This window comes from Tabrizicola sp. (genome assembly GCF_016792905.1).
Classification (GTDB): Bacteria; Pseudomonadota; Alphaproteobacteria; order Rhodobacterales; family Rhodobacteraceae; genus Tabrizicola.
The window spans coordinates 1-20671 of sequence record NZ_JAEULP010000028.1; the positions used below are offsets into that span (position 1 = coordinate 1).

Below are 20671 nucleotides of genomic sequence, written 5' to 3' on the forward strand. Positions count from 1 at the left end.
CAGCGCGATCTCGACCACATCGCCAAACTCATGAACGACCGCCCCCGCAAAACCCTCGGATGGAAAACCCCCACCCAAGCCCTCGCCGAAGAAATCGCTCTCGCCGCCAAAAGTGTTGCAGTTGGAACTTGAGTTAACCAACACCTAACGTCCGCAATCAAGCCATTGATTCAAAGATGTAATCAGAAAATGTCCACCGTGGACATTCTCAGGCCGCCTGCGGCGCCCGTGCCTCTGTCAGGATCGCATACAGCTTCGCCGGGTCCGAATTGGCCCGCAGCTTCGCCACCACCGCCGGATCCCGCATCGTCCGGCTGACCAGGGCCAGCGCCTTCAGATGGTCGACCCCGGAATCCTTCGGCGCGAACAACCCGAAGACCAGGTCCACCGGCTGCCGATCGACGCTGTCATAGTCCAGGGGCCTTTCCAGCCGCAGGAAGACCCCGATGATCCCCTTCAGGTCCTCCAGCCGGGCGTGCGGCAGGGCGATGCCATGCCCCACGCCGGTCGGCCCCAGCGACTCGCGTTCCTGCAACCCGTCGATCGCCGCCGCGCCGCTGAGCCCGTAGGCCTGCGCCGCGATCTCGCCCAGCTCCTGGAACAGCCGCTTCTTCGAGGTGAACTGCCCGACCACCCGAACGGCGCCTGGCGTCAATAGCTTGGAGAGTTCCATCCGACGGTGACGATCCTGCGCCCCTGGCGCCTTACTTGCTGTTGCGAGGGTCGATCCAGCCGATGTTGCCGTCCTCACGACGATACACGACGTTCACGCCCCCATGGCCTTCGTTCCGGAACACCAGCATCTTCTGTCCCGCCAGCTCCATCTGCATCACGGCCTCGCCCACGGTGATCGAAGGAATCTTCGTCTCCATCTCGGCGATGACCACGGGCTGCAGGCTGTCGGGCTCAGCTTCCTCGGCGTCCTCGGTTGCGGCGAGGATATACGAGGCCGCCCCGCCGAATTCAACAGGGCCCGAACGGTTCGAATGGTGGTTGCGGATGCGCCGCTTGTAGCGCCGCAGCTGCTTGTCCATCTTCTCGCGGCAGCTCTCGAAGGCCGCATAGATCTCGGCCGCGTGCCCCTTGGCCTGCGCGGTCAGTCCGGTGGACAGATGGATCACCGCCTCGCAGACATATTCATAGGTCGACCGCGAGAAAACCACGACGCATTCGGTGGGGCGCTGGGCGTATTTCTCCACCACTTCGCCCAGTTCCGCCTTCACATGGGTCTGAAGAGCCTCACCAACGTCGATCTGTTTTCCACTGATCTGGTAGCGCATGATCTCTCCTTTTCGCATGCTGCCGGTTGGGCGCAGGCTCAGCCCGCACCGTCCGGTCCTTCTGGTAATGGTCGGAAAAACGTTGCGTCACGCCGCGTCTGCCGGTCAGTTTCACCGCAGGAGTCCTGTTCGGAGCAGGGGTCAGAAACGCATTCATTGGCATCATTTGGCGCAGCCCGATGCCTGCTTGTCAACCGAGTCGATTCGGTCGGGAAGGGTCTGGCTCAGACGATGCGGAAGTTCTCGCCGAGGTAGACCCGACGGACATTTTCATCCCGCACGACCTCGTCGGTGGTGCCCGACATCAGCACCTTGCCGTCGTGCAGGATGTAGGCCCGGTCGACGATTTCCAGCGTTTCGCGGACGTTGTGATCGGTGATCAGCACGCCGATGCCTCGGCTTTTCAGGTCATGCACCAGGTGGCGGATTTCGCCCACGGCAATCGGGTCGACCCCGGCGAAGGGCTCGTCAAGGAGCAGGTACTTCGGGTCCGCCGCGAGGCAGCGCGCGATCTCGACCCGCCGCCGCTCGCCCCCGGACAGCGCCAGCGCCGGGGTCCGCCGCAGGTGGGTGATCGAGAACTCCGACAAGAGTTCCTCCAGCCGTTCGCGCCGCTTGTGGCGGTCGGGCTGCACGATTTCCAGCACCGCCAGGATGTTGTCCTCGGCCGAAAGTCCCCGGAAGATCGACACCTCCTGCGGCAGGTAGCCGATCCCCAGCCGCGCCCGCCGGTACATCGGCAGCGCAGTCACGTCCTTGCCGTCGATCAGCACCTGCCCGCCTTCCGGCATCACGAGGCCCGCGATGGAATAGAAGCAGGTGGTCTTCCCCGATCCGTTCGGCCCGAGCAAAGCCACCACCTCGCCGCGGTGCAGGTCCATGCTGACATCCCGGATCACCGGGCGCTTCTTGTAGCTTTTCCGCAAGGATCGGATCTGCAACCCGGCCGAGCCATCCGTGACCGTCAGGTCAGCGCGTGCCATCAGTTTCCCCCCGGCACGAAAGTGGTCGTGACCCGGCCTTCCATGACCCCGGTCCCGTCCTTGAGGTTGATCGTCAGCCTCGAGCCCGCCATCGCCGACGGTCCCTGCGTCAGAAGCACGTTGCCCGACAGCACGATCTGCCCGCTGTCGATGGTGTAGAGCGCCTCTTTCGCCTCGGCCGCGTCGCCCAGGTTCGTCACCGTCACCCCGCCCGAGGCGATCAGCGTCTCGATCGACTTCTTGTCCGCTCCATAGCTGACCTTCACCTCGCCCGCCGCAAGCTGCATCTCGCCCTGAGTGACCACGACATTGCCGCTGAACACCGCCGTGCCATCCGCATTGTTCACCGCCAGCTGGTCAGCCTGCACCTGAACGGGAAGCGAGGTGTCCTGGTTCAGGTCGCCGAAGGCGATCCTCTGCTGGCCATGCGCTGCCGTTCCCAGCATCAGCGCCAGAGCCAGAGCGAAAGACCGAACCTTGAATGCCATGCCTTCGAACCTTTGCCGCCGTGTCAGCCGCCGGGCTGGTATACCAGCCGGACGCCGCCCTTGAAAACCAGAACATAGGCCCCGGGGGTCCGGTTGTCCTGACCTAGAACCATGCCATCGGCCCGGATTTCCCCCGCCGGACCGCTCGCCACTACCGCTGTGCGGCTTTCCAGACCCGTGCGGTCCAGCTTCGCGGCCACTTCCGCCGTCTCCAGCCGGTAGCCGGAGGAGGTGGTCAGCGTGACCCCGCCCGACAGCAGAACCTGCCGCGACGCATCGTCCATCAGTGCCTCGGCCGCAAGCAGTTCGGTCCGGCCGCCGTCCGGGGTGGCAAGCTCCAGCCGAAGCCCCGCCGCCTTGGCCGGAGCGCCCTCAGCCTCGGGGCGCGCTTCGCTGGCGGAAAGGGTCAGCGCGGCGCCATCCTCGGTCGTCCCGGCATAGGTCGGCGCGGTCATCCTTGGTTCACGCGCGAGGTCCTCGACATCGACCTCGGCATAGGGCAGCGCGGCGTCGGGGTCGATCCGGCGGGCGACCAGGAACAGGGTCGACAGGATCGCCAGCGCGGCCAACGGAAGAGCGACCTTCAGCCAGCCCACCAGCCGGGTATGGCGATCGACCCGCGCCATGGTCACGCGACACCCGCGCGGAGGCAGTCATGCACATGCAGGATGCCGATGGCCTTGCGGCTGTCGGGCTCCATCACCAGCAGGCAGGTGATCTTGCGGTCGTTCATAAGCGCCAGCGCCTCACCGGCCAGCGCGCCTGGGCCGATGGTCCGCGGGTTCGGGGTCATCACCTCGCCCGCCCGATGCAGCATCAGGCCCTCCAGATGGCGCCGCAGGTCGCCGTCGGTGATGATCCCGGCCAGATCGCCATTGGCATCCGTCACCCCCACCACGCCAAAACCGCGCCGGGAAATCTCCAGCAGCGCCTCGCCCATGCCCAGGGTCTCGGGCACCAGCGGCGGGTCTTCATGCATCAGGTCGCCGACTTTCAGAAGCCGCGCCCCAAGCTTGCCACCGGGGTGGAACACACGGAAATGCTCGGGCGTGAAGGCCCGGTGCTCCATCAGCGCGATGGCCAGCGCATCGCCCAAGGCCAGCGTCATCGTGGTCGAGGTCGTGGGGACGATTCCCGTCTCGCAAGCCTCGGGCACCTGCGGCAAAAGGATGCCGACCGTCGCTTGCCGCAGCAGGGTCGACCCCTCGCGGCCCGCGACCCCGATCAGCGGGATGCCGAACCGCTTGGCATGGGCAAGGATATCGGCAAGCTCCGTCGTCTCGCCAGAGTTCGAAAGGACGATCAGCACGTCGCCCTTTGCCACCATCCCGAGGTCGCCATGGCTGGCCTCGGCGGGGTGGACGAAATGCGCGGGCGTGCCCGTGCTGGCGAAGGTCGCCGCGATCTTGCGGGCGATATGGCCCGACTTGCCCATGCCCGACACGATGACGCGCCCCTTGGCCGCCATGAGAAGGCCGACGGCCCTGGCGAAGCTGCCGTCCAGCGCCCCGGCAAGGGTCTCAAGCGCTCCCGCCTCGCGGCGGATCACCCTTTGGCCGGTGGCGAGGAAGTCAGTGGAGGAAGATGTCATTGGCGTCTTCCCAGCCCAGAAGGTCCAGCTCGGCCCGGGTCGGCAGGAAAGCGAACAGCCGCTGCGCCAGGTCCAGCCGGTCCTCGCGGATCAGGCGCGCTTCCAGTTCGGCCTTGAGCTGGTGCAGATAAAGGACGTCCGAGGCCGCATAGTCCTTCTGCGCCTCGGTGAGCGTTTCCGCGCCCCAGTCGCTCGTCTGCTGCTGTTTCGAGACATCGACGCCCACCAGGTCGGCCAGAAGGTATTTCAACCCGTGCCGGTCGGTGAAGGTGCGGATCAGCTTGGACGCGATCTTGGTGCACCAGACCGGGGCGGTGGTGACGCCGAAGGCCTTCTTCATCACCGCGATGTCGAACCGGCCGAAGTGGAACAGCTTCAGCGTGTCGGGGTCGGCCAGAAGCCGCTCCAGGTTTGGTGCCCCTGTCTGGCCCTTGGCGATCTGCACCAGATGCGCGTCGCCGCTGCCGTCCGACAGCTGCACCACGCACAGCCGGTCGCGACGCGGATCAAGGCCCATTGTCTCGGTGTCGATGGCAACAACGGGGCCAAGGGTCAGGCCGTCGGGAAGGTCGGATTGGTGCAGATGGATGGCCAAGGCGGTGCTCGTGTCTCGGGATGCAGCCTCCGGATTACGCCCGCGCCCCCGCAGGGTCAACTGCGGCCCGCCGGACCCCCGCAACGGATCGCTGGTCACTGCAGGGGTTCTCCTCCTCGCAAGCAGGTGGTCGGGCGCTCGTCAAATCCTCCTGCCCCCGAATGCCTCCGGGATATGCGCCCACCTGCAGGGTATCCGCCCCCTCTGCGGCTCGCCCCATGCGCACCCATATGCAGACAATCCCCGTCATCCCCGCGAAAGCGGGGACTCACGGAATGTGCCCGTCCCGGCGAAGTGATGGTGAAGGTGGAAACCCACGGCCCCGATCCCGCCGTGCGCAACCCCAACCGCCTCGCCCGACCATCCCATTCACCCGGCATCGGTTGAACCCGGACGCCCCAAGCATGGCCCGCGCCTCGCCTTCCACCGAGGGGAGAGGGTTGGGTTCATCGGACGGCCGTGACCAGATTCCTTGCGAAATCCCTAACGCCCAAGCGCAACCTATTGATCTGGAACGGTCCAGAAATCTGTCCACCGTGGACAGCCCTTCAGTTCACGACGAACTCCGCATGAAGCGCGCCAGCCGCGTTGATGCTTTTCAGGATGTCGATCATGTCATGCGGGGCCACCCCCAGCGCGTTCAACCCGGCCACCACCTCGGCCAGATCGGTCCCGCCCTGCACCTCGGCGAGCCCCTTTCCATCCTTGCCGATGGAGGCACTCGACCGCGGCACCACCACCGTCTCCCCCTCGGCAAACGGGTTCGGCTGGACGACAAGCGGGCTCTCCTCGACCCGCAGTGTCAGGTTGCCCTGCGCCACCGCGACCCGGCTGATCCGCACGTCGGCCCCCATCACGATGGTCCCCGACCGCTGGTCCACCACCACCCGCGCCCGTGTCTCCGGTTCCACGAGGATGCCCTCGATCCGGGCCAGCACATGTGCAGGCGATCGCATCCCCGTCGCCCCGATATCCACCGCCACGGTGCCCGCATCCTGCATCTCGGCCACCCGCGCGCCGAATTCGCCGTTCACCGCCTGCTCGATCCGCGCGGCGGTGGTGAAATCGGCCGCCTTCAGGGCGAGTCGCAGCACCGGCAGTCCCGCGAAGTCGAACTCCACCTCGCGCTCCACACGCGCGCCCGAAGGGATGACCCCCGCTGTCGGCACCCCCTGCGTGACGCTGGCAGCCTCGCCCGTCGCGGAGACACCGCCCGCGATGATCGTCCCCTGCGCCACCGCATAGATCTGCCCATCCGCGCCGTTCAGCGGCGTCATCACCAGTGTCCCGCCCAAGAGGCTTTTCGCGTCGCCGATGGCCGAGACGGTCACGTCGATCCTCCCCCCGGCCCGGGCGAAGGGAGGCAGTTGCGCGGTCACGAAAACGGCGGCCACGTTCTTCGGTCGGAATTCTTCGCCCGTGACGTTGGCCCCCAGCCGCTCCAGAAGGTTGGCCATGATCTCCTCGGTAAAGGGGGCATTGCGCAGCCCGTCGCCGGTGCCGTTCAGCCCGACCACCAGACCGTAGCCCACCAGATCGTTGCCGCGCACCCCGTCGAACTCGACAAGGTCCTTGATCCGGATCGGCTCGGCCAGGGCGGCACCGGCCATCAGGATCAGGGCCAGGAGGAAACGGATCATCACAGATACTCCGCAAGGTTCAGCCGCGAGACGCGGGATGTGACGAGATAGAGCGCTTCCAGCTGCGACTCGACGGTCTGCAACCGGGTCGCGGCCTCGTAGGGATCGACAGCGCCGATGTCGGAGCGCAGGATGCCGAGCGAGGTTTCCTCGGCGGAATTGCGGGTGCGCGCGGCCTCGATCTGCGCCTCCACCGTGCCGATGCGGGCGGCCAGCGTGGTCCTGGCATCCTCGGTCGACATCAGCTGCTGGCCCGCCTGTTGCGCCAGTGCGGCACGTTCGGATGCATCACCCGCCAGAACGCCCCGGTCGATCAGCGCGGCCATGGCGAACCCCCCGAGCGTGTCGCGCAGCGCCTGATCCGTTGCGGTTGTCGCAATCTCTGCTGCTTCTCCAGCGGCGATGGGCGTGGGAGAGAGGGCCGTGTCGCCCTGGTAGAAAGCGCCGAAGCCCAAGGGATCGGCAAACCAGGCGTTGACTGCGGACGCGACCTGTCCCGCAGTCGTGGTCCCTGCGGCAGCGGTCTGCAGGGCGGCCAGCATATCCTCGACCGAGCCGAGGGGAAGGGTGTCGGTTGCCGTCCCGGAAAATACCGCGCGTCCAGCGGCCTGCGTGTTCAGAAGCCCGATTGCCGAGGCGAGCCTGCCCTTGGCGTCTGCCCCAAGCGTCGCGATCTGCGCGGGGGTGGAGGTGGTTTTCGCCGCAAGAAGCGTCGTGCTGATCCCAGAAGCCAGGTCCGACAGTCCGGTGATTGCCGATTGCTGCGCGGCGGTCTGGAAGGCGGCATCGGTGGTATTCGACTTGTAGGCCGCCAGTCGCGACAGGCTGGCGTCGATGGCCAGCAGCGGCGAGAAATCCCCGCGCACCGCCGCGCCGATGTCGGAATACCTGCCGCTTGCCACTTCCTGCGAGGCGCGTTGCACCTGGCTGCGAAGCTCTGCCCCCTGCCGCGCAAGGATGTTCGTGAGGCTCGCGTCGCCAATCGAGATCCGGGTCATCCGTCAAGCCTTATGAGCGTGTCGATCATGTCAGCCACCGCCTGAATCACCTTGGCGTTAGCGGCGTAATTCTTCTCGATCACCAGCAATTCCTGCATTTCCTGATCGGTATCGATGCCGTTCTGCGCTTCGAGATCGGTAAGCGCGGTCAGTTTGGCGGCGGCAAACCCCTGTTCCGACTGTGCCGAAAGCCGCAGGGATGAAGCGTCCGACATCAGGTCCGCCGTCAGGGTGGCGAAACTGCGGGTTCCGGCAGCGAAGCCGGCGGACGACAGCGGACGCGCGCCGGTCAGGGCATCGTGCAACGCGGTTAGGAGGGTGCCGTTGCCGGGGGCGCCCTCCGTGGCGGCACCCAGTCCGTCGCGGAGGCGGAAGAGCGCGCCGCCCTGCGCCGGATCAGCGGCGGCGTTCAGCGTCAGGCGACCGGCAAGCCCCGCCTCGTTCAAGGGGTCGAAGGCCGCGCCCGCATCGGTGAAGAGGCCCGGTGCGCCCGGGACGAGGGTCGGGTCGACCGTCGCCGAGGAAAAGCGCTCGACCAGGTCGCGCGCGGCAGCGTCAAGCCTGCCCTGGGCGCTGACGGCCAGATCGTCGCGCACGGCGAAGAGGGCGCCCAACGTGCCGCCAAGGATCGGGCTTGCCGATCCGGCAGTGTCGTAGGGACGACCGTTGATCGTGATCCCCGAGAGACCGCCCGAGGCCTGGGTCATCTCGGGGGTGATGGTGTGGGTGGTGGAAAAGCCGATCACCGCAGCCGAGCCGTCCAGCAACGGCGCGCCTCCGGCGGTATAGAGGGCAATCTGGTTGAGATCGCGCGGAACCTCGCGCACGGGGACGATGGCGGAAATCTGGTCGACCAGTTGCTGCCGCTTGTCGAGCAGCGCCGAGATGTCGCGACCTGCGCCGGTAAAGGACCTCAGCTCGACGTTCAACTCCTGCAATTGCGCGAGGGTGGAGTTGAGCGTGCCGACCGCATCGCCGATCTGGCGGTCGGCGGTGGCGCGGGCGGCCTGGATGGCATCCGTCGCATCCGCCAATCCCGCGGCCAGCGATCTTGCCGTTGTGGCGATGCCGTTCAGCCTGGCCTGCGACTCCGGTCGACCCGCGGCCTCGACCAGCGCCTGGTCGAAGGCGGCCAGCCTTGCGGCCAGCGATCCTGCGCTGTCTGGCGTGCCAAGCGCCTGCTCGACGCGGGTCAGGAACTCTGCCCGCACGTCGCGGTCGCCACTCCCGGCCTGGGCGATCCGCCGTTCGCCAAGAAGGTAGCGGTCGACATCCCGCGTGACGCCCAGCACCTGAACGCCCTGGCCCTGTCCGGCCAATACTGCCGAGCCCAGGGAGACCTGGCGCCGCGCGTAGCCGGGCGTCGTGGCGTTGGCCACGTTCGAGGACAGGATTTCCGCCTGGCGCGCGGTGGCCGAGAGGCCGGACAGGGCTCCGGCAAGGGCGGATGTAACGCTCATCGCCTGTTACCGCTTGATGTTGGTGGTTTCCTGCAGCATCTCGTCGACCGTCTGGATCACCTTGGCGTTCGAGGAATAGGCGCGCTGGGTCTGGATCAGGCTGGTCAGCTCGGCGGCAACATCGGTCTTCGACCCTTCGCGCGAGTAGCCCTGGATCGAGCCGGTCGGCCCGGAGCCCGCATCCCAGAGGAAGAACGAACCGGAATCTGGCGAGACCTGGTAAGTCTGGTTCGACAGCGACAGGAGACCGTTCGGGTTCGGCACGTCGACCAGCGGAATCTGGTAGAGCCGTCGGGTGAAGCCGGTGTCGTAGGTGGCGTTGACGTAGCCCTTCTCGTCGACCTCGATGGTGGTCAGGTTGCCGACTGGAGAGCCGTTCTTGGTGATCGAGACCGGGGCGAAGTTGTCCGAAAGCTGGGTCAGGCCGTTCGGATCACCCAGGCGGCCGATCCCGACGGTCATCGGGCCGCCGGCGACGTTGAGCGACAGGGTGCCATCCGCCGCGTTGTAGGCCCCGCCGGACACCACCGTGACCGAGGCAAGCGTGCCGCCTGCGCCGCGCGAATCGTCGAAGGTCAGGTTGTATTCGCCGATCAGCGTGCCACCGCCCGCGCTGTCGCGGATTTGCATCGTCCACTGGTTCGATGATCCGGTGGCCGGGACCACCGGGACAAAGGTCACTTCCAGCGCCTCGGAGGTGCCGAGGTTGCCGAAGTATTCGACCGACAGCGGTGGCGGCGTCGCGGTGGATCCGGCGACGGTGTAGGTCGCGGGGAGGTTGACGCCCAGGTTCATTGTCGTGGTCGGGTCGCCCGCCGTCTGGTTGGTGTTGATCACGATCGGCACCAGCCCCGAGATGGTGTCGCGCGGGTTCGAGGGGATGGTGCCATCGGCGTTCGCGGGCCAGCCGAGCAGGACAAGACCGGAATCGGTCTTCAGAACGCCATCCGCATCGGTGCGGAAGCTGCCGGTGCGGGTCATGAGGAGGGGCGTGTCGCTGAGCGCATTGCCGAGCGACACCTCGTTGATCACCGGCAGCATGCCGCGCCCGGCGATCGCCAGGTCAAGCGGGTTGCCGGTCCCCACGAGATCACCGCGTTCGTCGATCAGGCGCACGGTCGAGGCACGGACGCCGCCGGCGGAATAGGTGCCCGACCCGCGCGAGGAGGTGATGACCATGCTGGTGAAGTCGGTCGAGGCGCGCTTGTAGCCGTAGGTTCCCGAGTTCGCGATGTTGTCGGAGATCGAGGCGAGTCGGGTGGCATTGGCGTTCAACCCGGCCACACCCGCAGCAAGCGAGGAGGAAATCGTCATGGAAAGCGCCTTTCTGCAGCTTCGACTCCTGTGGTGTCGACCCTGCATCGAAGGCGCTTAACACGGGCCTAACGGCTAAAATTCTACCGATTATCGGTCGCGACGCAGAAGGATCACCTCGATCCGGTTGTTGCGTTCCGCCGACGGGTCAGACACCGCAGGTTTACGGTCGGCATAGCCCGAGATGCGCTGCATCCGTGCCGTATCGAGGCCCGCCTTCTCCAGCAGTTCGCGTGTGGCCTGGGCGCGGAGGGTAGACAGGTCCCAGACCGGGTTGTCGATCAGCGTTACCGGAAGCGCGCGCAGATGACCCGAGACGGCGATTTCGTTCGTCGTCAGGTTCAGGACATCGGCAAGCAGGTCGGACAGGGCGAGCAAGACCGGGCTCGGCTCGGCCGTTGTCGCGTTGAACAGTGGCGCGTCGGGCAGGTCGAAGAGTTCGATCACCAGGCCTTCATCCGTCACCCTGGTCACGACATGCCGCAGGAGCCGCTCCATGGTGTTGCTTTCACCGCCCCGCGCGAGCAGGGCCTTTTCGACGTCCTCAAGCTCGGACTGGGCGCGCCCCTCGCCTGCGGCGCCGTTCCCGGCACTGTCGCCGGCGGAACCGGACGAGGTCGCCGCAGTCTTGCGATCCATCGCACCGGTCCCGGTATGGGCCATCGTCTCTTCCGAGAAAACGCTTTCACCACCGAAGGCACCATCGCCCCCGCCCGAGATGCGGTTCACCGGGATGGTCGGATTGAAGTAATCCGAGATCCCTTTCCGTTGCTTTTCCGTCGTCGCGTTCAGCAGCCACATCAGCAGGAAGAACGCCATCATGGCGGTCACGAAGTCGGCGTAGGCCACTTTCCAGGCCCCGCCATGGTGGCCCCCGCCACCAACCACTTTCTTCCGTTTGATGATGACCGGCGCGACATTGCTTTGCGCTGCCATCCCAAATCACCCGAGTTCACACCCAGGAGAAGGAATAGCAGGCGGGACCTTTACGCCGCCTTAACCTGCTGGCTTTTAACGAATGGTCACATCCCGGTCACAGTCGGCGAGGGCGAGCAACCGCGTCTCATGCGCCTTCAGGGTCGGGCGTGCGGAGACATAGGTTTGGCCGCTTGCCAGCTCTGGAAAGAGCCGAAACAGTTCTTTGCGCTGCAGTTCCGACATCGCGTCAAGCATCGGGCCGCCGGGCTGGAAGCTTTCGCTCCAGACGCCATGCGTGCAGACGATCTGGTGCCGATCGAACATCCGTTGCACATAGGTCAGTGGCGTAAGAGGCCGCCCAACGCCCGGTCGCTCCGCGAGGTGAATCGTCGGCGCAAGAACCTCGACCTCACCGAAGCACAACTCGCACTCTGCGCCGGAAAAGAGCAACCGATGGTGCGGCGAGAGCGTCAAGGGACGATCCGGAACATCCGGCCCAAGCGACCCTGCAGCAAACTCGAGAGGCCGCAGATCGGGATCATTGAGGAGGTCGGCAAGCCTAAGAGTCCGATGTCCGACCCAGCGCACGATCTGCGGGCCGTCATCCAGCGTGTGGACAAGATCCCCCGGACGGACGCTCTCGACCGGGCGCGGGCCATCCGGGGTGTCCACTTCAGTGCCGGCCATGAAGCAGGGGATGATCTGCTCGATCTCGGTGAAATACATCCGGCCGAGTTCGTTGCCCAATGCATCGAAGAAGATCACGTAGCCGTTTTCGTGGTCGGCCGACGTGTAATAGATGTCGGTCGGGCCCAGCCGTAGCCGCTCAGGTCGAGAATGTCGAAGTCATTGCCCGAACTGCCGCCATCGACCGAATCCCCGACCCCGAAGTCACCGTCCTGGAAGGTGAACAGATCCCTGTCCGCGCCACCGAACTGGCTGTCGGCGCCTGCCCCCCGTTCAGAATGTCGTTGCCCTCGTCGCCATAGAGGGTGTCGGCTTCGGAGCCGCCGTCGATGGTGTCGTTGGCCAGGCCGCCGTAGATCAGGTCGACGTCGCCTCCGCCTTACAGCTGATCATTGCCGCCGTTTCCGAAGATGGTATCGTTGCCAGCTTCGCCGAGAATGCGGTCGTTGCCGTCTGTGTGGCCTGTTGCGACCGGTGGAACCTGGATCAGTGTAGACGTCGCCAGGTCCGTCGCGGCAAAGTTCGGACCAGCGATGGTCGCACTCAGGCTGCCCGCGCCCGCATTCTCCCAGAAGTAGACCTCGATCGTGTAGGTCTGGTTGGCAGTCAGCGAGACGGTGCCGCTTCTGGTCGTTGCGGACTGGTGAAAGTCATTGTCCAGGTTGAAGACCACGGCACCGCTTGAATCGCGGATGATGATCCGTGAACGTCATCGGATGTGCTCGAGAACGTGTAGGTGCCTGACGTCGTGATTGCCAGGCTCGAGCGATAGACGACGCCGTAATTGTTGCGGTCATCGCCTGCGGCCGTACCACCAAGGGTATTGCGCGCTGCTGTTCTCGGCCATAACAAGCTTACCATTTCCTGAACTCTTGGGAATACATTGAGCGAATGCTCAAAAGAGTCGGCCAAAGGAATTCGCGCAACAGGTGCATCGTTGCCACCTGGTAAGCCTTTCGAAAGACCGCAGGAAACCTGTGTCTTCGGGGCGCCTTACTCCGCGGGGGCGCTGCGAGGATGGTCCTGATGCAATGCGGCCCGCCATGCAGAACTGACCGCCCGCGTTCCATCGCCCTCGATCACGCCCAGGAGAAGGGCAGCGGCTGCCCGCGCAGCGACGAGGCTGTGGCCATCAAGGAGCGTCGCGCCCAGCATCACGCAGACCGGGCCGCCCGGCTCCGCCGCAAGCATGTCCAGTTGCTGATCCAGCGCATCGCGCTCGTCCGCAAGGAAGCCGCGCAGGTGATCGACCATTTCCTCCGGCCCGTCGGCCTTGTCATGATGCGCGTCATCGAGGATCAGCCATGCCACCAGTACCGGCCCAAGCGTCTCGGCAAAGACTGCCAGGCCGCTGCCGGCCGCGCTGTCCATTGTCGCTGGTCGGACCATAGCCTCCGGCGGCGACGGTTCGAAGGGCGCCGGTTCCACCTCGATCGCTGTCGGCTCGTCCGGGTCGGTTTCGTTCAGGTCGACCAGCACCAGATCCGCCAACAGAGCGACCGGCAGGCCGACGCTGACTTCCTCCCCGCCCCGGCCGATCGGGCCGACGGTCACGCGCAACTCGTGCCGGGGGGCGGCAATGGCCTGCAAGAGCTTGATCAGGTTGTCCTTGTGCTCGTCCTCCAGCACCTCGACCCCAAGGCAGGCGTCAGCATCCGGCAGGCCGATTGCCGAGGTCAGTCGGAGCACCCGGCGTCCCGATACGTCCAGGGCAAGGCTGGGGCCACCGCTGGAATCGAACTGAAGGGAGCGGCCAAGCATCGTCTCGTTCGCGGCGCGCAGAAGCTGAGCCAGCGGATTGGGATCGTTCGCCTCGGCAATGACCCTTGCCCCGCCGGGCGCAATGCGGGAACTCGCCTGCAGGCTTCGCAGACGGGCGAGAATGGGTAACGTGCCCCTGTTCAACGGATTGCCCGACCCCCGTCACCCACCATGGGTGATGTTTTCCAGCGTGTCGCGGATTCTGGCAACAAATGCGCCAAGGTCAATGCCGTGATCGCAGATGCAGCACAGTGCGTCGGCCGGTTCGGTGTCTGAACGCAGAAACACGCGCAGCGCGTCGGGACCGAGGACAACGGCCGAGTGCGGCTCGCCAAAGGCTTCGACCGAAAGCGAGAACAGCGGATCGTCAAAGCTGGCCCGCGCCTGGTCGCACAGGCGGTCAAGATATTCCTGCGTCGTGCTGAGCGTACCGGAGGTGGACAGGATCATGCGCGAGGACAGGTCGGCAAAAGCCACAAGGCGGGCCTGGGGGAAGGCCTTCACCACCGCGCCAAGGCTTTCGTTCACGCCCAAGATAGCGCCTTTCCCGGCTTAGGATATCTTCCGGCCAGCGGCCATGGTGTCGCCTGTGCCGACAATGTTGTCAGCGAATGTCACCAGGGTTGGGCCGGTCTCGGCGGTCGGGCGTTCAGTGCGCAGCAGACGTTCGGTCTTTGCCTCGACCCGGCGCGGCAGGATCTTCACGACCGGCGTGTTGCGGATGACGGTCAGTCGCTCGAAGGTCTCGGCGATAAGGCTTTGGCCCAGTTCTGTTTCATCGGCGGAATCAGGGGTGATCGCCGGTTTGCCTTCATCGCCAGGCTCGGGGTGGCCCTCGTCGATGATGCGGTGGATGATGTCGAACAGCGCAGTGGTGAAGGCGTCGGCGCCACTTGAATGCCACTTTTCCTCGTTGTCACCGGCCCGCATCGCCTGCAACAGCGACACCGGAAAGACCTCGGCGAACAGGTTTTCGGTTTCCTGCTTCACACGCTTGACCACCTTGGCGCGGTCGCTGTCGCCGAGGATCTTGTCGAAGCGGGTGATCAGCAGGATGCTGTTATGCTGCATTTCCTTCGGGAACGTCGACCAGACCCCGGATTCCGACTGCCGCCAGGCCTGCGTCGCATGGGTGCACCACAGGACGGCATCGGCAAGATGCGCCATCCGCTCCCACACTTCCGACGACATCGACGGGTCGGAGATCCCGGGCATGTCGATCAGGTCGCAATAGCGCAGGATGTCGCTCTTCATGAAGATCCGGATATGCTCGGTCGTCTCCAGGCTGACACGTTCCAGTTCGGCCAGGTCCAGGTCATAGGCGTGGCCGTCCAGGCCCATCGTGTAGGCATCGTCCGGACCGTAGGACAACCATACCGGCGGAAGTTGCGTGGCCGTCACTTTTTCCAGAAGCGGCCGTGCCCCCATCAGCACGTTGCACAACGTGCTTTTCCCTGAGCTGAATTCGCCCATGATGGCGATGCGGGGCTTGCGGGTCAGCGGCATTCCTCAGGTCCTTTCGTACCCTCGTCGAAGTCAGTCGGCGTAAATGGCAAGTTCATCCATGATGGACGCAAGGCATTCCTGCCGGTCTTCCCAGGCGTTCACCCCGAAGAGTTCCTTCATCTCTTCCATCGAAATCTCGGAAGATGCCAGAGCGCTCATCAGAAGCTCGCGCTGTTCCTGCAGGAAGTCCCGCAGAGTGGCCTGGGTACGTTCGCGGAAAAGCCCGATCTGGATGGTCTTCAGGTCGTTGATGATCGGGTCGGTCTCGGCACGGATCAGCTTGTTGAAATCCTGCGCAAAGGCCTTGTAGCCCCGACGGCGCTGCCACCAGCCCTTCCACCAGCTGACCTGCAAGTCCAGCGCGATGGTCTGGCCCAGGTTGATCGGCGGCGGGATGTAGGACACGACCGGCGTCTCGATCTTGAAGCCCTCGACCGTGATCGAGAAGGTCTGGCCATAGAGGTCGGCGATCTTGACCGCAGTCTCGTTGTTCACCTCGGCCGCAATGCCGTGCATCTTCTTCAGCACGACCTGATAGCTGGACGACAGAAGCATCCGCAGGCCCAGCGGGCTGTAATGCCAGGTCGCATCCTCGCCATTTGCCTGAAGGTGTTCGATCAGGCTGTTGGTCGCCCGGTCGAGGAAACGCTCGTAGCTCTGGTCGATGCGGTGGGTGAAGTCCTTGCAGACGTTGTTCGTCAGATGCGTCAGCTTTTCGACCGCACCAAGCTCGATCTTGCGCAGTTCCGCGTCCAGTTGCTGCGGGGTCATGGTCCGGTTCAGCTGGCCGTCCGATTCCAGGATGCGGACCTGGTCCACCACGTCCAGGCTCTGTGCCAGGTTCAGCGCCTGGCGCGAGGACTTCTGCAATGCTTCGCGCACCGGGCCTTCGTACATCCGCTGGCCGAGGGCATCCAGAAGTGCCGGGACGCCCGAGGCGTGCCAAACCAACTGTTCGGCCGACCAATCGCTCATCTTGTCGGCAAAGGCGGCGCGGGTCCAGTTGATCGCCGACTCGGTCGAGTCGTCGGTCATCTCGTCGATCTTGCCTTCCAGGATTGCGTTCGCCCAATGCGCAGATCCATAGATGATGTCGATATCCGGCGGGGCGTTGTTCTTTTCCAACGTTTCCAGGATGGCGCGGTGGATCTCGGGCACCTGGTTCGCCGGGTCGGGCAGTTCGTCGATCCGGTTGACGAAGATGATGATCTCGCGCGACTGGCGGTGCGCGATCAGGCGAATCAGCGCCATGTCCATCGTCGTCAGCGCCTGGTGCGCCGACAGGACCACGATACAGGACCGGCTGTCGCGCACGGCATTGATCGTGATCTGTTCGCGCATCATGAACGTGTCGTTCACGCCGGGTGTGTCACGAACGCAAAGCTGGACCGGAAAGTCTCCGCGCTCGATGTAAAGGTCGGCCGACTTCGTGATGTCGGTGAAGCGGCCCTGTTCAGCCCCGCCAGCTTCCTCGTCGCCCACACAGACGTAGCGGCGCAGCAACGTGTCATCGACAGTGCCGTAACGGTGCTCGGTGCCGAGAAGCATCTCGAACTTGCGACCAAGGCGCGCCTGCGCCTTCTCGCGCATCTGCACTACCTGCAGGCGGAGCTTCTCCAGTTCGTCGTCAGCGCCGGCCCGGGCCGCCAGCTGCCCGATCCGGCCGCCGTTCGAAACCAGCTTGTCCCATTCGACGTTGTCGAAGAACTTGAACTTGGCCTTCACGTTCAGCTCGGGGCTGGGCGTGTTGATGTGCAGCGACGTGACAACCGAGGTCCAGGGGTTCACGTCGGTGGGCAACAGACCCGGCGCGCCGATCATGGCATTGATGAGCGAGGTCTTCCCGGCCTTGATCTGGCCAATGACCGTGACCGAAGGCTCGACCTCGCGAACCTGGCTCATGATCCTGGTAACTTTTTTTGCCGTGTCCGGATCGGCCATGGTTACGAAATCGCGCAGCACGTCCTCGAACTGGGTGATCGCGTCGGCAATGCGGCCAAGGCCCGGGAAGTTGCGTTTCAGCGCGACCTCGGGCTCCTGAGCGGCAACGCCGTCAAGCTCAACCTCGTTCTCTGCAACGGCACCCAGTCCCATGATCACCTCACACTTGCGAGTCCAATGCATCTAAGCCGAGCACTGGCAGACACAAGCCCCCGCAATGTTGTCATAAGTTTGGAAAGTGGTCCCAATTGGGCACATTCTTGACGATTCTACGCTCACAATGAAGTCAGGCGGCGCGCAATGTTTCCAATTCGCGTCTAAGTTGTAGAAGCAGCGTCAAGGCGTCATCAGCGGGAGCGTGGCCTTTTTCCAGCTGCATCAACATGATGAGGTCCATCACCTCGCCAAGGTCGCTGTTGATTCGGCGCAGCGCATCGGATTGGCCGCGTGACACCACGGATTGAATCTGCTCGCCGGTTTCGCGTGTGTGATCGAGAATCAGGTCAACGGGAACCTTGGCTTCCGGGTCGATTTGCCGCGCCAGTTCCTCCGAACGCGTGACGATCAGCCCGATCGCCTCATCGATCAGGCTTTGATCCGTACCTGGAACGGCCGCCACCGGTGCCGGCGTGGCCGGTACGGCGCGTGCAGCGATGCGGGTCCGTTCCCGCCGTGGAGCGGGCGCGTCGGGTTCGACCCGGCGCTCGCGCATCATGATGGCGCGCGGAGAGAATTGCGCGTCATCGGCAGCAGTCCGCGGAGCCGTCGGCTCGGGCTTGTCGTACGCAAGCGGCGCTCTTGGCGGGGCGGGCAAACGTGACACCGGACGTTCGCTCGGTGCGGGCTCGGCTGGCTGCGGTACCGCGGGCTCTGCCTTGCGCACACGGTCGAACAGCCTGGGGCGGTCCCCAGCGCCACGAGGCACAACCGCAGGCACCTCGGGCTCTGGGGTCGCTTCCTGCTCCGTTTCGGGGCCCGGCATCTCCCAGTCGTCATCCGCATCCAATTGCGCCGAAGTGTTACCTTCCGCGCTTGTCTGCCCATCCAGCTCGCGTGCTTCCGCTGCTGCGGCGATCTCCTCGGGCGTTGCCCGCAAGCCGGACAGATCAGGCAGCGGCGAATCCGAAGGCCCCGCCGCGCGACGCCCGCCAAAGAGCTGCGGGCGGACGGATCGAGGCGCCTCGGCCACAGGCTCCGGTCGGGGCGTAACCGCGCGCGGTCGACGCTGAGGGGCGTCCGGTTCGACATCGGGCGCAGGCTCGGCGGAATGATCAGGGGCGGACGACGCGCCGGACGCTGTCCTGGCCTCCCCGTCGGTCTCGTCCGGTACGGACTGGGGGGCAGCGCGGGGCCGCCGCGTTGCCTCGACCTGGCGCGGAGGCGGCTGTGGTTCGGGATCGGGAATCGGCTCGGCTTCGGCCTTTGACTTCCATGTCGATTTCAAGGGCACCATCGGTGCGCTGGCGGACTCTCCCTCGCCCGACATGCGCTTTATCCGGTCGGCGAACCGCTTCCGGGTCGCGGATGCCGGCTCGGACTGGATGATGGCAGCGGCCGAAGCCGCATCGTCCGGCATTGGCTGTGGTTCATCCTCGACTTCCGGCTCGCGGTCCGGCTCCGGGTCATCCCGCGGCTCCAGCTCGGTCAGCGCCCCGCCAGTCGGCGCTTCGGTCTCGGGCGGCTTTTCCTCCTCGCCGGATGCAGCGACCGCCTCTTCAGTCGTAATGTCGGAAGGGTCGCGCGCGGCCGCCGCTGCATCCGCCGTCGGCGCGCCGTCCCGTTCCGCCTTTTCGTCCTGTTCCTCAGGTTCGGGCGGGGGCGTCCAGCTCTGTGTCGGCTCTGCCTCTGCCCCGGGTTCCGCGAAGCGCCGCGCGACCAGTTCGCTCGCCTCAGCATGCCTGGCAAGCAGCAATTCCGCGGTATCCATGTCCGCGCGCCGACCAGACTGGACGCGTGTCTTGATCGCTGTGATCACCGCAGACGCGCCACTGTCGCGGAACAGGTCGCGGTTGACCTGGCCTCCGGTCGGCATCGCCGCGCGGGCCTGCTTGGCCGAGATCGACAATATCTGGCGAAACTCCTCCCCCGCCCGCAGTTCGACCCGATCATGCATCGCCGATGCCGACTCGCGGCTGCCAAGCAGGTCGGTCTTTGTCAGGAACATGAAGCTGTTGTCCTTGACCGCATCGGGAAGGCTTTCCCAGACCGCCTGCTCCTTGGGCAGGTAGGAGGTGGTGCACCAGATGACGATATCCGCCCGTTTGCTGGCCCAGGTCGCGGCACGCTTCTGTTCTGCCTCCATCGGTCCGGCTGATACTTCCAGCAGGCTGATGACCCCTAGCGCAGGCAGGTCCATTTCCAGGGTGACCAGGGCGGGGGCCAGCGGCAGCACCTCGGCCAGATCATTGCCGGGGATGATCCGCGTGGTGCCATCAGTCAGGGTGCAGTGCATGCGGGTAACGTCGCCGTGCTGGACGATGATCGTTGGCAGGCGAAGAGTCTCTGGCACGACAATGGCGCCGACCAGCAGGTTCAGGATGGACGACTTTCCAGAACCCGGCAGGCCGAGCAAGGCCACGCGGGCCGGCCGTTCCAGCCGTTCGATCAGACGTTCCGCCGCCTCGGCCGGGCCGCCGGCAGGCAACAGCCCACGGTCAAGCGCACGGCCAAGCCGCTGGGCGACTGTCAGTTCTCCGTCCGGATTTGCCATGCGCTACTTTATGACGGTGACTCGCCGTGGCCGCAACCGTACCGCCGACAAATCCTCGACTGATTGCTCAGGGTTGCTTTCTTGCACCGCCTGCACAACCGGTCGCGGAGTCCTGGCGACCCTTGGTTCCGGCGTCGGGACGGCAATTGGCTTCTGCATGGGCAGAACGATATGTTCCGGCGCAATCGTCGTCAGCCGCCGCGGCCGCTGAACCGCCAGCGACGGGCCACGCGGGTGGACTTCTCTCGGGCGCACGGAGGCATCGTTCACCTTGATCACGGTGAAGCTGATGTTGTCCTGGTCCGGATCGTCCAACCGGTTCAACTCGTCCAGCAGACGCTCCGCAATCTCGGTCGAGCGGGTCTTGCGGTATCTGGCCAGAACCTTCTCGATCTGGGCATTGGTCAGGAACTGAAGTCCGTCGGACGAGCAGACCACGATGTCGCCCGCCTTCAGCTCGAAAGGTTTAGCGGGGCAGTCGATCTTCGGGATCCGAGTGCCCATCAGCACCGAAATCAGGCAGTTCCGGTCGGGATGGTTCGCCGCAACCTGAGGATCCATCAGCCCCGACTTCACCATGAAGTCGATCTGCGGCGCCATGGAGTGATCTTCATTCAACTGGCTGAGCCGGCCGTTTCGGTAGAGAAACAGCGGCGAATCGCCGATCGAGATCCACCAGAGCCGGTTCTCGACCAGGGCGGGCACCACCAGCGTCGCGCCCATGCCGTCGGTTTCCGGGTGGCTGCGGGTGTGCTGGCGCAGGGTTTCATTGGCAAGGTCGGCCACGCCGCGCAGGATC

The 20671-nt window shown here is 65.1% G+C and carries 21 protein-coding genes; all 21 read right to left on the bottom strand.

The features are described 5' to 3' along the window. Window positions 1-208 precede the first annotated feature (208 nt). Window positions 209-673: a PTS sugar transporter subunit IIA gene (locus JNL31_RS05915; RefSeq protein WP_294971042.1), complete on the bottom strand. Its 465-nt coding sequence runs from the start codon at window positions 671-673 to the stop codon at window positions 209-211. A 31-nt stretch (window positions 674-704) separates the two neighbouring features. Then, window positions 705-1280 (bottom strand): ribosome-associated translation inhibitor RaiA, encoded by a 576-nt coding sequence (gene raiA, locus JNL31_RS05920; RefSeq protein WP_294971045.1) that lies wholly within the window; start codon window positions 1278-1280, stop codon window positions 705-707. 224 nt (window positions 1281-1504) lie between these two features. Next, window positions 1505-2263 carry an LPS export ABC transporter ATP-binding protein gene (gene lptB / locus JNL31_RS05925; RefSeq protein ID WP_294971047.1) on the bottom strand — a complete coding sequence of 253 codons (759 nt, stop codon included), beginning with the start codon at window positions 2261-2263 and terminating at the stop codon, window positions 1505-1507. Then, window positions 2263-2751: an LptA/OstA family protein gene (locus tag JNL31_RS05930; RefSeq protein ID WP_294971049.1), complete on the bottom strand. Its 489-nt coding sequence runs from the start codon at window positions 2749-2751 to the stop codon at window positions 2263-2265. The genes lptB and JNL31_RS05930 overlap by 1 nt, the downstream gene beginning before the upstream one ends. Window positions 2752-2774: 23 nt before the next feature. After that, on the bottom strand, window positions 2775-3377 hold the full coding sequence (locus JNL31_RS05935; protein ID WP_294971052.1) for a hypothetical protein: 603 nt from the start codon (window positions 3375-3377) through the stop codon (window positions 2775-2777). A gap of 2 nt (window positions 3378-3379) precedes the next feature. Continuing rightward, window positions 3380-4342: a KpsF/GutQ family sugar-phosphate isomerase gene (locus JNL31_RS05940; protein WP_294971055.1), complete on the bottom strand. Its 963-nt coding sequence runs from the start codon at window positions 4340-4342 to the stop codon at window positions 3380-3382. Continuing rightward, window positions 4323-4937: a ribonuclease H-like domain-containing protein gene (locus JNL31_RS05945; RefSeq protein ID WP_294971057.1), complete on the bottom strand. Its 615-nt coding sequence runs from the start codon at window positions 4935-4937 to the stop codon at window positions 4323-4325. Before JNL31_RS05945 ends, JNL31_RS05940 begins: the two co-directional genes overlap by 20 nt. A gap of 548 nt (window positions 4938-5485) precedes the next feature. Beyond that, entirely contained in the window at window positions 5486-6577 is a 1092-nt protein-coding gene (locus JNL31_RS05950; protein ID WP_294971060.1) for a flagellar basal body P-ring protein FlgI, read from the bottom strand. Continuing rightward, window positions 6577-7575: a flagellin gene (locus JNL31_RS05955; RefSeq protein ID WP_294971063.1), complete on the bottom strand. Its 999-nt coding sequence runs from the start codon at window positions 7573-7575 to the stop codon at window positions 6577-6579. The genes JNL31_RS05950 and JNL31_RS05955 overlap by 1 nt, the downstream gene beginning before the upstream one ends. Beyond that, the gene (gene flgK / locus JNL31_RS05960; RefSeq protein WP_294971066.1) at window positions 7572-9035 is read right to left on the bottom strand and encodes a flagellar hook-associated protein FlgK; all 1464 of its coding nucleotides are present in this window, start codon (window positions 9033-9035) and stop codon (window positions 7572-7574) included. Before flgK ends, JNL31_RS05955 begins: the two co-directional genes overlap by 4 nt. A gap of 6 nt (window positions 9036-9041) precedes the next feature. Then, window positions 9042-10349 carry a flagellar hook protein FlgE gene (locus JNL31_RS05965; RefSeq protein WP_294971069.1) on the bottom strand — a complete coding sequence of 436 codons (1308 nt, stop codon included), beginning with the start codon at window positions 10347-10349 and terminating at the stop codon, window positions 9042-9044. 90 nt (window positions 10350-10439) lie between these two features. Further along, entirely contained in the window at window positions 10440-11285 is an 846-nt protein-coding gene (locus JNL31_RS05970) for a flagellar motor protein MotB (protein ID WP_294971072.1), read from the bottom strand. A 75-nt stretch (window positions 11286-11360) separates the two neighbouring features. Further along, window positions 11361-12032: a Hint domain-containing protein gene (locus JNL31_RS05975; protein WP_294971075.1), complete on the bottom strand. Its 672-nt coding sequence runs from the start codon at window positions 12030-12032 to the stop codon at window positions 11361-11363. A gap of 61 nt (window positions 12033-12093) precedes the next feature. Next, window positions 12094-12315, bottom strand: coding sequence for a hypothetical protein (locus tag JNL31_RS19135; RefSeq protein WP_366928922.1), 222 nt, complete (start codon window positions 12313-12315; stop codon window positions 12094-12096). 18 nt (window positions 12316-12333) lie between these two features. Further along, on the bottom strand, window positions 12334-12627 hold the full coding sequence (locus JNL31_RS05980; RefSeq protein WP_294971078.1) for a hypothetical protein: 294 nt from the start codon (window positions 12625-12627) through the stop codon (window positions 12334-12336). Window positions 12628-12947: 320 nt separating this feature from the next. Next, the gene (locus JNL31_RS05985) at window positions 12948-13859 is read right to left on the bottom strand and encodes a hypothetical protein (RefSeq protein ID WP_294971080.1); all 912 of its coding nucleotides are present in this window, start codon (window positions 13857-13859) and stop codon (window positions 12948-12950) included. Window positions 13860-13877: 18 nt separating this feature from the next. Further along, window positions 13878-14249, bottom strand: a complete 372-nt coding sequence (locus tag JNL31_RS05990) for a hypothetical protein (protein ID WP_294971083.1) — start codon at window positions 14247-14249, stop codon at window positions 13878-13880. Window positions 14250-14267: 18 nt separating this feature from the next. After that, on the bottom strand, window positions 14268-15221 hold the full coding sequence (locus tag JNL31_RS05995) for a dynamin family protein (protein WP_294971085.1): 954 nt from the start codon (window positions 15219-15221) through the stop codon (window positions 14268-14270). 30 nt (window positions 15222-15251) lie between these two features. Next, on the bottom strand, window positions 15252-17345 hold the full coding sequence (locus JNL31_RS06000; RefSeq protein WP_294971087.1) for a dynamin family protein: 2094 nt from the start codon (window positions 17343-17345) through the stop codon (window positions 15252-15254). A 103-nt stretch (window positions 17346-17448) separates the two neighbouring features. Then, window positions 17449-19872 (bottom strand): hypothetical protein, encoded by a 2424-nt coding sequence (locus JNL31_RS06005; protein ID WP_294971090.1) that lies wholly within the window; start codon window positions 19870-19872, stop codon window positions 17449-17451. A 3-nt stretch (window positions 19873-19875) separates the two neighbouring features. After that, window positions 19876-20671 (bottom strand): PP2C family serine/threonine-protein phosphatase (locus JNL31_RS06010; protein ID WP_294971093.1); only part of this gene is annotated, 796 nt, incomplete at its 5' end.

Excerpts from the sequence above, each read along its gene's own strand:
- JNL31_RS05915 (WP_294971042.1), bottom strand. The coding sequence starts at position 673 with ATGGAACTCTCCAAGCTATTGACGCCAGGCGCCGTTCGGGTGGTCGGG.
- raiA (WP_294971045.1), bottom strand. The coding sequence starts at position 1,280 with ATGCGCTACCAGATCAGTGGAAAACAGATCGACGTTGGTGAGGCTCTT.
- lptB (WP_294971047.1), bottom strand. The coding sequence starts at position 2,263 with ATGGCACGCGCTGACCTGACGGTCACGGATGGCTCGGCCGGGTTGCAG.
- JNL31_RS05930 (WP_294971049.1), bottom strand. The coding sequence starts at position 2,751 with ATGGCATTCAAGGTTCGGTCTTTCGCTCTGGCTCTGGCGCTGATGCTG.
- JNL31_RS05935 (WP_294971052.1), bottom strand. The coding sequence starts at position 3,377 with ATGGCGCGGGTCGATCGCCATACCCGGCTGGTGGGCTGGCTGAAGGTC.
- JNL31_RS05940 (WP_294971055.1), bottom strand. The coding sequence starts at position 4,342 with ATGACATCTTCCTCCACTGACTTCCTCGCCACCGGCCAAAGGGTGATC.
- JNL31_RS05950 (WP_294971060.1), bottom strand. The coding sequence starts at position 6,577 with ATGATCCGTTTCCTCCTGGCCCTGATCCTGATGGCCGGTGCCGCCCTG.
- JNL31_RS05955 (WP_294971063.1), bottom strand. The coding sequence starts at position 7,575 with ATGACCCGGATCTCGATTGGCGACGCGAGCCTCACGAACATCCTTGCG.
- flgK (WP_294971066.1), bottom strand. The coding sequence starts at position 9,035 with ATGAGCGTTACATCCGCCCTTGCCGGAGCCCTGTCCGGCCTCTCGGCC.
- JNL31_RS05965 (WP_294971069.1), bottom strand. The coding sequence starts at position 10,349 with ATGACGATTTCCTCCTCGCTTGCTGCGGGTGTGGCCGGGTTGAACGCC.
- JNL31_RS05970 (WP_294971072.1), bottom strand. The coding sequence starts at position 11,285 with ATGGCAGCGCAAAGCAATGTCGCGCCGGTCATCATCAAACGGAAGAAA.
- JNL31_RS05995 (WP_294971085.1), bottom strand. The coding sequence starts at position 15,221 with ATGCCGCTGACCCGCAAGCCCCGCATCGCCATCATGGGCGAATTCAGC.
- JNL31_RS06000 (WP_294971087.1), bottom strand. The coding sequence starts at position 17,345 with ATGCATTGGACTCGCAAGTGTGAGGTGATCATGGGACTGGGTGCCGTT.
- JNL31_RS06005 (WP_294971090.1), bottom strand. The coding sequence starts at position 19,872 with ATGGCAAATCCGGACGGAGAACTGACAGTCGCCCAGCGGCTTGGCCGT.